The 13,651-nt window shown below is 52.8% G+C and carries 14 protein-coding genes; 11 read left to right on the plus strand and 3 right to left on the minus strand.

The annotated features are described in order from the left end of the window. Window positions 1-659: 659 nt before the first annotated feature. Window positions 660-1,856: an MFS transporter gene (locus GFH31_RS04590; RefSeq protein ID WP_101573912.1), complete on the plus strand. Its 1,197-nt coding sequence runs from the start codon at window positions 660-662 to the stop codon at window positions 1,854-1,856. 56 nt (window positions 1,857-1,912) lie between these two features. Here GFH31_RS04590 and GFH31_RS04595 read toward each other — a convergent pair whose 3' ends face one another. Continuing rightward, complete coding sequence (locus GFH31_RS04595) at window positions 1,913-2,143, minus strand: winged helix-turn-helix domain-containing protein (RefSeq protein ID WP_055205419.1); 231 nt, start codon at window positions 2,141-2,143, stop codon at window positions 1,913-1,915. A gap of 222 nt (window positions 2,144-2,365) precedes the next feature. Here GFH31_RS04595 and GFH31_RS04600 point away from each other — a divergent pair, with 222 nt between their 5' ends. From GFH31_RS04600 to GFH31_RS04610, 3 genes are all read left to right on the plus strand, one after another. Continuing rightward, window positions 2,366-3,379, plus strand: coding sequence for an aldehyde dehydrogenase family protein (locus GFH31_RS04600; protein ID WP_153498130.1), 1,014 nt, complete (start codon window positions 2,366-2,368; stop codon window positions 3,377-3,379). A 211-nt stretch (window positions 3,380-3,590) separates the two neighbouring features. Further along, window positions 3,591-4,919 carry a signal recognition particle protein gene (gene ffh, locus GFH31_RS04605; RefSeq protein ID WP_055205226.1) on the plus strand — a complete coding sequence of 443 codons (1,329 nt, stop codon included), beginning with the start codon at window positions 3,591-3,593 and terminating at the stop codon, window positions 4,917-4,919. 18 nt (window positions 4,920-4,937) lie between these two features. Further along, window positions 4,938-5,813: a bifunctional 5,10-methylenetetrahydrofolate dehydrogenase/5,10-methenyltetrahydrofolate cyclohydrolase gene (locus tag GFH31_RS04610; protein ID WP_153498129.1), complete on the plus strand. Its 876-nt coding sequence runs from the start codon at window positions 4,938-4,940 to the stop codon at window positions 5,811-5,813. On the opposite strand, the gene GFH31_RS04615 is transcribed toward GFH31_RS04610, so the two are convergent. Then, window positions 5,804-6,253 (minus strand): hypothetical protein, encoded by a 450-nt coding sequence (locus GFH31_RS04615; protein WP_153498128.1) that lies wholly within the window; start codon window positions 6,251-6,253, stop codon window positions 5,804-5,806. The two genes, GFH31_RS04610 and GFH31_RS04615, sit on opposite strands and share 10 nt — an antisense overlap. A gap of 310 nt (window positions 6,254-6,563) precedes the next feature. Further along, window positions 6,564-7,403 (minus strand): aldo/keto reductase, encoded by an 840-nt coding sequence (locus GFH31_RS04620; protein WP_153498127.1) that lies wholly within the window; start codon window positions 7,401-7,403, stop codon window positions 6,564-6,566. A gap of 244 nt (window positions 7,404-7,647) precedes the next feature. On the opposite strand from GFH31_RS04620, the gene GFH31_RS04625 reads away from it, so the two are divergent. The 7 genes from GFH31_RS04625 (at window position 7,648) to GFH31_RS04655 (ending at window position 13,566) form a co-directional block, all read left to right on the plus strand. Further along, the gene (locus tag GFH31_RS04625; protein ID WP_228385801.1) at window positions 7,648-8,919 is read left to right on the plus strand and encodes a DUF418 domain-containing protein; all 1,272 of its coding nucleotides are present in this window, start codon (window positions 7,648-7,650) and stop codon (window positions 8,917-8,919) included. A gap of 8 nt (window positions 8,920-8,927) precedes the next feature. Next, a complete protein-coding gene (locus GFH31_RS04630) occupies window positions 8,928-9,950 on the plus strand; it encodes an aldo/keto reductase (RefSeq protein WP_153498126.1) in 1,023 nt (340 codons plus the stop codon). Then, complete coding sequence (locus tag GFH31_RS04635; protein WP_153498125.1) at window positions 9,950-11,071, plus strand: alpha/beta hydrolase; 1,122 nt, start codon at window positions 9,950-9,952, stop codon at window positions 11,069-11,071. Before GFH31_RS04630 ends, GFH31_RS04635 begins: the two co-directional genes overlap by 1 nt. Next, complete coding sequence (locus GFH31_RS04640; protein WP_101573847.1) at window positions 11,068-11,622, plus strand: flavodoxin; 555 nt, start codon at window positions 11,068-11,070, stop codon at window positions 11,620-11,622. The genes GFH31_RS04635 and GFH31_RS04640 overlap by 4 nt, the downstream gene beginning before the upstream one ends. 109 nt (window positions 11,623-11,731) lie before the next feature. After that, window positions 11,732-12,538 carry a helix-turn-helix domain-containing protein gene (locus GFH31_RS04645; RefSeq protein ID WP_101573845.1) on the plus strand — a complete coding sequence of 269 codons (807 nt, stop codon included), beginning with the start codon at window positions 11,732-11,734 and terminating at the stop codon, window positions 12,536-12,538. 2 nt (window positions 12,539-12,540) lie between these two features. Continuing rightward, the gene (locus GFH31_RS04650; RefSeq protein WP_055206262.1) at window positions 12,541-13,065 is read left to right on the plus strand and encodes a Crp/Fnr family transcriptional regulator; all 525 of its coding nucleotides are present in this window, start codon (window positions 12,541-12,543) and stop codon (window positions 13,063-13,065) included. A 78-nt stretch (window positions 13,066-13,143) separates the two neighbouring features. Continuing rightward, window positions 13,144-13,566 (plus strand): DUF4405 domain-containing protein, encoded by a 423-nt coding sequence (locus GFH31_RS04655; protein ID WP_101573843.1) that lies wholly within the window; start codon window positions 13,144-13,146, stop codon window positions 13,564-13,566. Window positions 13,567-13,651: the final 85 nt, after the last annotated feature.

Genomic DNA, 13,651 nt, shown 5'->3' on the forward strand with positions numbered 1-13,651 from the left:
AAAGAAAAGACAGCAGGGAGAATGATCTCCTCTACCGCTTTTCTCTCCTACTAACCTAAAACTACTAACCTAAAACTTCACTGCAAAGATAAAGATAAATCGGCCGCTTTTCCAAATTTTTATTAAATTTTTTTAATAATATTTGCATTTCGCTTTTCTTCTGTTGTGTTAATATCCATTTTATCAGTTGTTTAATGTTCGGTTTCCGATTCCGTTTTTTTCGGCCGGAACGGTTTGTAACGGGTATAAAAAAAGAAAAACAGCCGGCGGAATGGATCCGTCTACCGTTTTTCTTCCCTACTAACCTAAAAACTACTTATCTAAATGAACCTAAAACTTGAATGCAAATATAACGGTTATTTCATTTTCTTAAATAATTTTAAGATCCTTTCGATGTAGCATTTTGATTTAATGTTGTGAATATTTGATAACACATTGATTATTAATGTCTTGTCGTTTGTTTTCCCGATTGAAAACGGAGGCGGAATAACCGTTTGAAAATGACGTGTTTATTTTGCAAGGCGGTATTTTGCCGTTTCGGTCGCCGCGAAACGGACGGCTCGGTCCGTATTCCGTTTCGCGGCGAATGCGTCGGTTTCTCGGCGTGCGGGAATTCGGAAAACATCGCTACCTTTGCGCAGTTTCAAATCCATCGATCTATGAATAGAGACCGCCTCGTCACGCCGAGTTACTGCTGCATCCTGCTGGCTAATTTCCTGCTGTTTTTCGGCTTTTACCTGCTGATGCCGGTGATGCCGTTCTACCTGACCGAAGTGTTCGGGGCCGGGCGCGCTACGGTGGGCGTTGCGCTCTCCTGTTATGTGATCGCTGCGCTTTCGATCCGGCCGTTCTCGGGTTATTTGCTCGATACGTTTGCCCGCAAACCGCTTTATCTACTGGCCTATTTTGTGTTTACCGCTATTTTCGCGGGCTACCTGGTAGCCGGAACCCTGACGCTGTTCATGATTTTCCGCGTGGTGCACGGCTTTGCGTTCGGGGCGGTTACGGTGTCCGGGAATACCGTGGTAATCGATATCATGCCCTCGTCGCGCCGCGGCGAGGGGATCGGCTATTACGGTCTGGCCAACAACATCGCGATGTCGGTGGGGCCGATGGTCGGGTTGTTCATGCACGAGTCCTGCTCGTTCGAGACGATTTTCCTCTGTTCGCTCGCATCCTGCGCGTTGGGATTCGCGATGGCTTGCCTGGTGCGGACTCCGGCCAAAGAACCGGTCAAACGCGAACCGGTTTCGCTCGACCGGTTTATCCTGCTCAAAGGGCTACCGGCCGGTCTGGATTTGCTGTTGCTTTCGATCCCCTACGGAATGACCACGACGTACGTGGCGATGTATGCCGCGGAGATCGGGATTACGTCGAAAGTCGGGATCTTCTTTACGCTGATGGCCGTGGGGATGGCGATTTCGAGGATCTTTTCGGGACGCCAGGTCGATAAAGGGCGCGTGACGCAGGTGATCGCTTTGGGAATGTATCTGGTTTGCGTCTGCTTCTTCGTGCTCTCCTCCTGCGCTGCGATCGCGGTGTGGAATCCCGTGTTGTGCAAATACCTGTTTTTCGCTGTGGCGCTGTTTCTCGGCGTCGGTTTCGGGACGATGTTTCCGGCGTTCAATACGCTGTTCGTCAACCTGGCGCCGAACGGCCAGCGCGGAACCGCTACTTCGACTTACCTGACGTCGTGGGACGTCGGTATCGGCGCCGGACTGTTGCTGGGCGGGTATATCGCTCAGATCGGGTCGTTCGACAAAGCCTATCTGTTCGGCGCCTGCCTGACCGTCGTCTCGGCGCTCTATTTCAAACTGCGGGTGGCCCCGCATTTCGAGAAAAACAAACTGCGCTGAACGGGGAAGGTTCCCATCCGACGCAGTCCGGAACAAACGGTTGTGTCCGTCGGGGGTTAAAAAAAGAAATTGTTGGTTCCGACGGCTTCCTTCAGATAGACCTGCGTACTACCGCCTTCGTGTTCGAATTCGATCTTATCCTCGCGGGCCAGCCAGCCCAGCGCGGCGTTCAGATCGCGGTCGCGGAGCCGCAGTTTGTCGCGCAGTTCGTCGTAATTCCATTTCCTTCCGTCGCACAACAGGCCCCACACCATTCCGGCGTGCGTCCCAATGTTTTTTTTGCTCATTTCAGCCATTTGGCAACAAGATTAGTTGTGAATACATCCTATCTTTTCTACAAAAATCGGCAAAAATGGCGTGATATAGTGTCCTGATTCGCAGGATTGATGTCCTAAATGTCCGACGTGGAGCCAAGATACGGCATTTTCCTTTCGGGACGGTTTTCGGGGGAGCGGCGCTCCGTTCCGCGGAAAATGTTAACTTCGCCCGTAATAAAATAACCTGAAGATATGTCGGAAGATATGGAATCGCTCCTCCGCGGGCATCGCCGTTATTTCGCCGAGGGTCGTACGCGCGACGTCCGGTTCCGGGCGGAGGCGCTGCTGAAACGACTGATCGGCGAGGTTTTTCCGCCCGGTTACGTGTCGTTTCTGGAGGGAGGGCCCGAGGTCGTCGAAGAGGTGCTGAAACAGCGTTTCGATTCTATTTTTTTTACGGGCGGATCGGCGTTCGGACAGACGGTGATGCGGGCCGCGGCCGAACATCTGACGCCGCTGACGCTGGAGCTTGGCGGAAAAAGCCCTTGCATCGTCGGACGGGATGCGGATATCCCGCTGGCCGCCCGACGGATCGTTTGGGGAAAATTGCTGAATGCCGGACAGACCTGCGTGGCTCCCGATTACCTGTTCGTACACGCCGACCGTAAGCGACAATTGTGCGTCGAGATGGAGCGGGCCGTCCGTCGTTTTTTCGGCGACGATCCGCGCCTCAGCGACGATTATCCGCGGATCGTTTCGGTGCAGGCTGCCGAACGGCTGCAGCGGATGATGCATGGTTCGGGAAAGATCCTTTTCGGCGGAACTTGCGATCCGCAGCAGCGTTACGTGGCCCCGACACTGATCGACGAGCCGGACGACGACAGTCCGGTCATGCGACAGGAGATTTTCGGGCCGCTGCTGCCGGTCAAAGGGTTTCACGATATCGAAACGGTGATCCGCTACGTGAACGAGCGCGACAAACCGCTGGCGCTCTATTATTTCGGCGGACGTCGGGAAGCCGACCGGGTGCTGCGCTCCACTTCGTCGGGCGGGGCCTGCGTCAACGATACGGTCGTGCAACTGGCCAACGGCCGGCTGCCGTTCGGCGGTGTCGGGCGCAGCGGCATAGGAAAGTATCACGGACGGTTCTCGTTCGAACTGTTCAGCAACCTGCGGGCCGTCGTGCGTTCGCCCCGGTGGATCGATATTCCGTTGCGGTACGCTCCGTACCGCAGTATCCGGTTGTTTAAAAAGTTTTTAAAATAGAGTGAGGCGGAGTGTTTCCGGGGGAACGGCTTGGAAAACGACGGAACCGGTTGTTTGCCGATCCGTTTGCAGGGGACGCTGCCGTCGGACGGATAATTGCGGCGGTGTTTGGCGCGGATTGTCTGTTTTTTAAAAATTATATCGTATTTTTGTAGGCTGGAGGCGGAAGCCCGTTTCCGACTTGTGCTGAATCTGAAAAAATCTTCGAAATATGTTTGAAAATCTTACCGATAAACTCGAACGGTCGTTTAAGATCCTGAAAGGAGAGGGACGCATCACCGAAATCAACGTCGCCGAGAGCCTGAAAGAGATCCGGCGCGCGCTGATCGACGCCGACGTCAACTATAAAGTGGCTAAGACGTTCACCGACGAAGTGAAAGCCAAGGCGCTGGGACAGAATGTACTGACGGCGGTCAAGCCCGGACAGATGATGACGAAGATCGTCCGCGACGAATTGGCCGAACTGATGGGCGGGACGATGAGCGATATCCACCTGGAAGGTTCGCCGGCTGTGGTGCTGATCGCCGGGTTGCAGGGGTCGGGTAAGACGACCTTTTCCGGCAAGTTGGCCAACCTGATCAAGAGCAAGAAAGGCCGCCAGGTACTGCTGGTGGCGGGCGACGTTTACCGTCCGGCCGCCATCGACCAGTTGAAGATACTAGGGGATCAGGTCGGCGTGGAGGTTTATACCGAAGAGGGTAGCAAGAATCCGGTGCAGATCGCCGAAAATGCCGTTAAATACGCGCGGGCCAATCACATCAATACGGTAATCGTCGATACGGCGGGGCGTCTGGCGGTCGACGAGCAGATGATGCAGGAGATCGCTGCGATCAAAAAGGCCGTTTCGCCGAGCGAAATCCTGTTCGTAGTCGATGCGATGACCGGTCAGGATGCGGTGAATACCGCCAGGGAGTTCAATGACCGGCTCGATTTCGACGGCGTAGTGCTTACTAAACTCGACGGCGATACCCGCGGCGGCGCGGCGATTTCGATCCGTGCGGTGGTCAACAAACCGCTGAAATTCATCAGTTCGGGCGAAAAGATGGACGCGTTGCAGGTGTTTCATCCGGAACGTATGGCCGACCGTATTCTCGGCATGGGCGACATCGTGTCGCTGGTCGAACGGGCACAGGAGCAGTACGACGAGGAGGAAGCCCGCAGGCTGAAGAAAAAGCTGGTCAAGGATCAGTTCAATTTCAACGACTTCCTGACGCAGATCACGCAGATCAAGAAGATGGGCAACCTGAAGGATCTGGCGTCGATGATTCCCGGCGTCGGCAAGGCGCTGAAAAACGTCGAGATCAACGACGACGTGTTCAAGCAGACCGAGGCGATTATTCATTCGATGACGCCGAAGGAGCGCGAGAATCCCGCGTTGATCAACGGCAGTCGCAAGCAGCGGATCGCGGCGGGCAGCGGGACGACCGTGCAGGAGGTGAACCGCCTGCTCAAACAGTTCGACGATACGCGCAAAATGATGAAGACCGTAGCCGGCGGTATGCCGCAAATGGCCAAGATGGCCGGACGGATGAAACGATAACGACTAAACACGTATACGATGCAGATAATAGACGGAAAAGAGGTGGCGGCCAGCCTGCGCCGGGAGATTGCGGCCGAAGTGGCGGCTTGGGTCGCCGGCGGGAAACGGACGCCGCATCTGGTGGCCATTCTGGTCGGCAACGACGGGGCGAGCCAGACGTATGTGGGACATAAAGAGAAGTGCTGCGGCGAGGTGGGGTTCCGTTCGACCGTGCTGCGGCTGCCGGAGGAGACGTCCGAAGAGGCGTTGCTCGGCGAGATCGCCCGGCTGAACGCCGATCCGCAGGTGGACGGTTTCATCGTTCAGTTGCCGCTGCCGAAACATATCTCGGAACAACGGGTGATCGAAGCGATCGATCCGAAAAAGGATGTCGACGGTTTTCATCCGGTCAATACCGGGCGGATGATCTCCGGACTGCCGTCCTATCTGCCGGCCACGCCGGACGGGATTCTCGAATTGCTGAAATATTACGGGGTCGAAACCGCCGGACGGCATTGCGTCGTGATCGGCCGCAGCAACATCGTCGGCCGTCCGATCGCCAACCTGCTGTCGCAGAAAGGCTGGGACTGTACGGTGACGCTGTGCCACAGCCGGACGAAGGATCTTAAAAAGGTGGTGCGCGGCGGCGACATCGTAATCGCGGCGCTCGGCAAGGCCGAATTCGTTACCGCAGACATGGTGAAAGACGGGGCGGTGGTCGTCGACGTAGGCATTACGCGCGTTCCGAGCGACAAGACCAAATCGGGCTGGAAGCTGCTCGGCGACGTCAAGTTCGACGAGGTGGCCCCGAAATGCAGTTACATTACGCCGGTTCCCGGCGGCGTCGGGCCGATGACGATCATCTCGTTGATGAAGAATACGCTGAAAGCCGCACGCAGGGAAGTTTACAAATAGATTGCGGCGGCAGGCGCCGTTCGATGCCGCCGCCGCGCGATCGTAAAAATCCCCTCCGGATTCCGGAGGGGATTTTTCGTGTTTCGACGGGCGTTTTCCCGGAAACCGGGTGGGCGCGTTGTTTTCCGTTTTGCCGAATCGGTCGTGGCCGTACCGGTGATCCGGCCGCTGTACCCCTCTTTTTGCTTGCAGCTGATGCCTACGGAGTGGTAACCGCCCACGAACGGTTGCAGGGCCGTCGCGCGTCCCAGCCGGAAATGGTAGGCGATCATCACAGGCAGTTGCAGGTACATCAGTGCGACCCTCGGGCGTATCTGCGAGGTGCCCGGAACGTCTTCGTAGGCGATATCCGGTTTGACGCCTTTGTTCGAGAGATAGAGCCCCGTCTCCAGGTAGAGCGGATACCGGCACGACAGCAGGATCCGGTCGGATACTCCCACGTGGAAACTCGACCGCGGGTCGGAGATTTTTCCCCTTCCAGGTAGTTGCCCGTCATATCCGACAGGCTGTAACCGGCCCGTATGCCGAAGATATTCGTGCGGTACTGTTGCGCCGTGGCGACCGTGGCGAAGACCAATAGCCCTTTAAAGAATGCCCTTTCAAGTTCCAGATTCTCGGTCGTCTTATGATTAGAGAGGTTCAATGCTACGTGATGATAACCGCGCTGAACGCCTCCTACATTTATAGCGGGGCGTACCTTGTTCGTCGTAGGTTGCTACAATCAGTACCGGCAGCGGAGCCAGTACCATTTTATTTCCATCCCATGAACATTCGAGTCGTTTCCGCGTCGTGGTGGTCGAAGAAGAGGCTCCTGCCCGTATCGAGCGTGGCGATGGCGGCCATATCCTCGTCGGAAAGCGAAAAGTCGAAGATGTCGATATTCTGCCGCATCCGTTCGATGTGGGTCGATTTGGGAATGATAATTACGCCGCGCTGGATAAGCCAGCGCAGGGCGACCTGAGCTACGCTTTTGCCGTATTTGCCGCCGATTCCGGCCAACAGCGGATTCGTAAAGAAACCGTTGCGACCTTCGGCGAACGGTCCCCACGACATGATGCGCGTACCGAACTCCTCCATGATTTTCTGCGGCTCGGTCTGTTGGTCGAATACGTGCGTTTCCACTTGATTTACCGCCGGCACGATCTCCACGTTGCTGGCCAGGTCGATAAAGTGGTCGGGATAGAAATTCGAAACGCCGATGGCACGTAGTTTACCATCCTTATATGCCTCTTCTAATGCGCGATATGCCCCGTAACGGTCGCAGAACGGCTGGTGCAGGAGCATCAGGTCGATATAGTCCGTTTGCAATTTACGCAGGCTCTCGTCGATGGAAGCTTTCGCTTTTTCATACCCGTAGTTCGATATCCACACTTTCGACACGAGGAAAATCTCCTTGCGGTCGATACCGCTTTTGCCGACGGCATTTCCTACGCCTTCTTCGTTGTGGTATGCCTGCGCCGTGTCGATCATCCGGTAACCCACTTTCAATGCATCGCTTACGCAACGTTCGCATTCGGCGGGCGATACCTGATAGACGCCGTAACCCATCTGCGGCATTTCGACGCCATTGTTCAATTTTACTGTGTCCATACGCTAATTATTTTGTTTTTACAGTTGTGTAAATGTAGGCATATTCACATATGTTACCAGCATAAAAAATACGGTTTGGATTGCATTTTTTGCGGTAAATTACATTGAAATTCAATCGTCCAGGATCGGACGATACAAAAACCGAGATAAGTGTAGTTCCAACCGAATTTATTGTAATTACGGTTTGAGGTTCTTCTCTAACTTTGCAATGTCGAACATGGACAACGTGGTTAAAGACAAATAATTGAAATTCGCATTAGCTATATTTATGGGACAGAACCAAACAGTAAAAGACAATCGTATTACCGTAATCGATGCCCTGCGAGGATTCGCCTTACTCGGTGTGGTACTGGTACACATGCAGCAACATTACAGCATTTTTAATTTCGGTGCATTTACGCCAACCGAACCTGCTTTCCCTGTTTTAGACGAGTGGATCGGTTGGTTGACCCGCAACGTACTCATGGGACGTTTTATAAATATTTTCGCATTTCTTTTCGGTATGAGCTTTTTCATACAAATGGATCGTGCTGCGAGAAAAGGAGTGGATTTCAGACGGCGTTTTATCTGGCGTATGGTAATACTCTTTTTGATAGGCGTAGTCGGAAGCGCATTTTATTCGGGAGATATCCTATCGTTTTATGCCCTATTCGGATTGGTGTTGGTATTATTGTATCCATTGAAGACCAGAGTACTTGTCGTAGTCGCATCCTTGATTCTGATAGGCGCTCCTCGTTGGATATCTTTCGGTTACGATAAAATCGCGGCTCCTCGGGAAACGACCGTAGTTGCCAATGCCCCCGAAACGGAACGCGTGCGTGCCGAGCGTCCGCGCCAAATGGCCGACATCGCACAAGAAACTCCGTCACTTGCCAATACCATCAAAAGCAACCTCACGGATGGTCGAATGCGGACATTAAATTACCAGTTCAATTGGGGCGGTCGTGGTTATCTGACTTTTGCCCTCTTTATTTTGGGACTCGTCGTCGGGCGTATCCGCTTTTTCGAAACGGTACACCTGCACACTCGCCGCAACATCTCACTATTCGTATTGTTTGCTGCCGGAGCGTGGATTATCGGTCGAATAAACGGACTCCTGCCGCAAGAACACACCTCTTTCATGCAAGGTATTACCCCCTCTGCGACAGCGCTTTTCCGCATGACGTTGAACGATGTGAATATGGTTCTTTTCTCGGCAGCCATAACGATGGGATTCGTTATTCTGTATCATATGAAAGGTATAGGAAAATGCCTGAATCTATTGACTCCTTACGGGCGCATGGGACTTACAAATTACGAAGCGCAAGGCATTATAGGCTCCATCATATTCTCGCTTTGGGGTTTCGGCTCCATATTCGGCCGTTGGCATGCTACCGAATTATTTTGTTTGGGAATTGCATTTTATATAGTACAAGTCGTATTCAGTAGAATATGGCTCACTTATTTCAAATACGGCCCGCTGGAATGGTTCTGGCGTTCGGCGACCTATCTTAAATGGCAACCGTTTCGTAAATAATAGAAAATATGGAATACAGAACATTAGGATTGAGCGGGCTGAGGGTATCGGCCGTCGGGCTGGGCTGTATGGGCATGAGCCACGCCTACGGCGCTCCCGCCGACAAAAAGGAAATGACGGAACTGCTCGCCGATGCCGTGGAAATGGGTTACACCTTCTTCGATACCGCCGAGGCGTATGGCACGGCCGACCGACCGCACGATAACGAAGAGTTGCTGGGCAAGGCCCTGCGTCCGTTCCGCGACCGTGTTGTCATCGCCACCAAATTCGGCATATCGTTCGACCGTCCCGAAGCAAGCGGCACGCACGCCGTGATCCCCGATTCGCGTCCGGCAGCCATTCGTCGTTCGCTCGAAGGGTCTCTCCGCCGTTTGCACACCGACCGTATCGACCTTTATTACCAACACCGTATCGACCCGGCTATCGAACCGGAGGCAGTGGCGGAAGTAATGGCAGACCTTATCCGGGAGGGAAAAATCCTGCACTGGGGCATATCGGAAACGACCGAAGAATACCTGCGCCGCGCCCACCGTGTCTGCCCCGTAACGGCGATACAAAACCGCTACTCGATGATGGTCCGCCGACACGAAACGTTGTTTCCCGTACTCGAAGAGCTGGGCGTGGGTTTCGTTGCATTCTCGCCGCTTGCCAACGGATTGTTGAGCAACCGTTATACAGCCGAAACTACGTTTGACCCGACAACCGACTACCGTGCCTCGATGCCGCAATACCGCAGGGAAAGTTTCGTGAAGAACCGTCCGCTGTTCGCCCTGCTCGAACGGTTGGCGGACGAACACCGCGCCACCGCCTCGCAGATCTCGCTGGCATGGATGATGAACAAACGTTCGTGGATCGTTCCCATTCCCGGAACGCGTTGCCTCTGTCGCCTGAAAGAGAACATAGGCGCAACGGATATACGCTTGTCTGCGGAAGAGGTACGGGCCATCGACGCCGAACTCGATACGATCGAAATGAGCGAGGTGTTCGGAGGTTCACCCATTATAGAGAAACCAAAAACCGAAGGAGAATAATGAAAAAAGTATGTATCTGCGTGCTGAGCATGGCGAGCCTGCTGTCCGGCACATTAAACGCACAGGAAACTATGAAAAAGAACAAAGCATTCGCTGCGGCCGATATGTCGAATTTCGAGAGCCACAACAGCAACCCGTTCGGCTTGGTGTATGCCGACGCCATTACAGAGAATAAAGCGGGAGCGGTAAATATTCATCCCATTACTTACGACCTGAACGGCCTGAAAATCGCCGCCAACGTCTATACTCCTGCGGGCTACGATCCGGCGAAAAGTTATTCGGCCCTCGTCGTGGCGCATCCGAACGGAGGCGTTAAAGAACAAGTAGCAGGACTTTACAGCCAGCGCATGGCTGAACAGGGTTATATCTGCCTGGCATTCGACGCCGCCTATCAGGGAGCCAGCGAGGGCGAACCGCGCAACGCGGACAAGCCGGCCAACCGCATCGAGGACATCCGCCGGGCCGCCGACATCCTACTGCAATATCCGGGCGTAGACCCGCAGCGGGTGGGTATCCTCGGCATCTGCGGCGGTGGCGGCTACACGCTGAAAGCCGCGCAGACCGACAAACGGTTCAAAGCGGTGGCTACACTCAGCATGTTCAACACGGGACTGGTACGCCGTAACGGGTTTCTCGACTCACAGATAAATAGCGTGCAGGAAAGACTCGCCGATGCCTGCGCTGCCCGCCAAAAAGAAGCCGAAAGCGGCGAAATCGAATACGTCGGCGATATGAGCGGCGTGACGCCGGAACAGGCGGCCGCATTGCCTTTCGACATCTACCGCGACGGCTACGAATATTACCTGCAAAGCCATGCGCATCCCAACTCCACGTTCCGTTACACCAAGAGCAGTCTGATCGACCTGATGGCGTTCGATGCCAGCGAGGGAATGTATCTGATCGAACAACCTTTGCTGATGATTGCCGGCAGCATCGCCGATACGTTTTACATGACCGAGCAATGTTACAGCAAGGCGACCGGCACGCAGCACAAAGAACTGTTCCTTATCCCCGGTGCGACGCATATCAAGACCTACTATGTACCGGAATATGTGAATCAAGCAGTGGGCAAACTGACGGAATTTTTCGGTAAAAACCTTGGATTATCGGAACGGATATGAAAACGAAATTGATGACACTGTTTGCCGCTCTACTGCTTTGTGCAGGGACGAATGCTCAGTCCGTCGCCACGAACGGAAGAACGACAAAAACGCTTGTCGCCTATTTCAGTTGGGGCGGCAATACGCAGCACGTTGCCGAACGCATCGCTTCGCTCACCGGCGGTACGCTGTTTCGCATCGAACCCGAAAAACCGTATCCCGCCGAATACAAGCCTTGTACCGAGGTAGCGAAAGCCGAAAAGGAAGCCGACGCCCGCCCGGCCATCAAATCGAAAGTGGAGAGTTGGGAACAATACGATACCGTATTCATCGGTTGTCCCGTTTGGTGGTGGACGGCCCCGATGATTATCAATACGTTCGCGGAGAGCTACGACTTCCGCGGGAAAACCGTCGTGCCGTTCTGCACCTATGCTGCCACCTACCGCGATGAAACGCTGGCGCGGATCAGGGAGTTGACCCCTGCCGCCGAACACCTGAAAGGATTCGGAACCACCGGAAAGGATACAAACGGAGTGGAAAGTTGGTTGCGGACGATTAATGTCATACGATAATCCGTCGGATAGTGTTAAAAACAGCAGGACTTGCAGTCGTGGTTCGCACGATTGCAAGTTCATTTCGGATTTATTTCTATTTTTGTATTTGAGGATAAACGGATAGGGCATGGAAGATCAGAAAGATATAATCGTCGCAGACAGGCTCGGCATCGTGAGGACGGATTGCGAGAAGGAGTATCTGGCTCATTTGCTCTGTCTGGGAGGAACGTGCCGTTATCGTTTCAACGGACGGCCTTTTGAACTGCACGCCGGAGACGTATCCATCGTACGTAAACGGAAAATGTTGGAGAAAATAGAACCGTCGGACGATTTCCGGTGTAAAATAATCTATGCGACTCCCGGTTTCATAAATTTGTGTACGCCGCAGAGCAATTACGGAATAAAAGGTTCGTTGGCGCTCTTTCTCAATCCCGTCATGCACCTTACTCCCGAGCAACAAATCGTGTGTCGCCGCGATTTCGACTTGCTGGAGCTACGCATCAAAGATACGGAGCACCGGTTCTACCGCGAGGTATTGATTAATGCTATGCAGGCGGCTATCCTCGACTTTTTCGATTTCCATGCCCGCATCTATGGCGAAAGCGACATCTCCACGCAGAACGCTTCCGTTATGAGCCGTTTCCTTAAGATGCTGGAAGAAGGAACGTACCGCGAGCACCGGGAAGTGACCTATTACGCCGACCGTCTGTGCGTTACATCCAAATATCTGTCGGAAGTGTCGAAAAAGGTAAGCGGGTATGCCGCCAACTACTGGATCAACCGTTATACGATACTCGACATTACCCGTCTGCTACGCGACAAATCATTGACGTTCGTCCAGATTTCCGATATGTTCGGCTTCTCGTCGCCCGCCTATTTCAGCCGCTACGTGCAGCAACATCTGGGTATGAAACCTACGGATTACAGGGAATAGTTATGGCATCGGATTATCTGTCTAATTTTTACGCAGTTGCAAAACAGTTGACGATTCCCCCGAAAACCATATTATTGGAAGAGGGTAAAGTTGCGGATAAACTCTATTTGATCCGTAAGGGTTGTCTGCGGCTGTTTTTCTATAACGACGGGAAAGACATTACTTTCCAATTCTTTTTTGAGGGGGATTTTGTCGCTTCGTTTGATAGCCTATATAAGCGCACGCCGAGCCTTTTCTACTTAGAGAGCATTGAGCCTGCCGAAGTCGCTGCGATAAAAAGGAATGATTTTTACGCCATTATCAAAGACGACCCACGGTGGAGGCAAGCGTATGAAGAAAAGCTCATCGACCGGTTTCACTCCTATCAGCAACTATTCCTGTCGCGGATAAAAAATACGCCGCAACAACGATATGAAGAATTGCTCAAGGAATACCCGAATATCATTCAGCGGGTTCCGCAACATTACATAGCCTCTTATCTCGGCATTACCCCCGTCTCCCTGTCCCGTATCAGAAATCGCCGTTAGGCTTCGATCTTTACAATTGTTATCGTCTGCATCCGATCGGAGTGGCGACCTTTGTCACATAGTATGAATCGGAAACAGATGAAAAAGATTTTTGTAATAGATTGGGGTCTAATTTTCACATTCGTTCTGTCTGCATGTTCGGGAATAGGATTACATATTGCCGGACACGGGAATGCCCACGAGGTGTGGCATAATTGGGCCGTATTTCACGTTTTAACAAGTTTTTTGTTCCTTATAACTGTAATATTCCATATAATTACACATTGGAGTTGGTATAGAGGAGTTGTAAAAAACGGGATAGGCAGAAAAAGCAGAGTTACGATGGCGCTATCTATCGTATTTTTATTCGTATCCGTTACGGGAATTGTTTTGCTTAATATTAATGGGGCGAACTCTCGAATAGGATTATGGCATTATAGGGTTGGAATTATCACATCGGTCCTTTCCATCGGACATGTCTTTAAACGCATTCCTGCCTTACGCAACTCTTTGAGAAGATAATTCAGGATAGACGGTGTCGCTTAATCGGAAAAAACTGCAGTTTTTTCCGATTTTTTTGTATCGACCGGTTTCGGGCTTCCCGCTA

This window comes from Alistipes sp. dk3624, assembly GCF_009557455.1.
Taxonomy (GTDB): domain Bacteria; phylum Bacteroidota; class Bacteroidia; order Bacteroidales; family Rikenellaceae; genus Alistipes_A; species Alistipes_A hominis.

What these genes read in the sequence shown, in the direction of transcription:
- GFH31_RS04590 (WP_101573912.1), top strand. Translation starts at nt 660, where the DNA reads ATGAATAGAGACCGCCTCGTCACGCCGAGTTACTGCTGCATCCTGCTG.
- GFH31_RS04595 (WP_055205419.1), bottom strand. Translation starts at nt 2,143, where the DNA reads ATGAGCAAAAAAAACATTGGGACGCACGCCGGAATGGTGTGGGGCCTG.
- GFH31_RS04600 (WP_153498130.1), top strand. Translation starts at nt 2,366, where the DNA reads ATGTCGGAAGATATGGAATCGCTCCTCCGCGGGCATCGCCGTTATTTC.
- ffh (WP_055205226.1), top strand. Translation starts at nt 3,591, where the DNA reads ATGTTTGAAAATCTTACCGATAAACTCGAACGGTCGTTTAAGATCCTG.
- GFH31_RS04610 (WP_153498129.1), top strand. Translation starts at nt 4,938, where the DNA reads ATGCAGATAATAGACGGAAAAGAGGTGGCGGCCAGCCTGCGCCGGGAG.
- GFH31_RS04620 (WP_153498127.1), bottom strand. Translation starts at nt 7,403, where the DNA reads ATGGACACAGTAAAATTGAACAATGGCGTCGAAATGCCGCAGATGGGT.
- GFH31_RS04630 (WP_153498126.1), top strand. Translation starts at nt 8,928, where the DNA reads ATGGAATACAGAACATTAGGATTGAGCGGGCTGAGGGTATCGGCCGTC.
- GFH31_RS04635 (WP_153498125.1), top strand. Translation starts at nt 9,950, where the DNA reads ATGAAAAAAGTATGTATCTGCGTGCTGAGCATGGCGAGCCTGCTGTCC.
- GFH31_RS04640 (WP_101573847.1), top strand. Translation starts at nt 11,068, where the DNA reads ATGAAAACGAAATTGATGACACTGTTTGCCGCTCTACTGCTTTGTGCA.
- GFH31_RS04645 (WP_101573845.1), top strand. Translation starts at nt 11,732, where the DNA reads ATGGAAGATCAGAAAGATATAATCGTCGCAGACAGGCTCGGCATCGTG.
- GFH31_RS04650 (WP_055206262.1), top strand. Translation starts at nt 12,541, where the DNA reads ATGGCATCGGATTATCTGTCTAATTTTTACGCAGTTGCAAAACAGTTG.
- GFH31_RS04655 (WP_101573843.1), top strand. Translation starts at nt 13,144, where the DNA reads ATGAAAAAGATTTTTGTAATAGATTGGGGTCTAATTTTCACATTCGTT.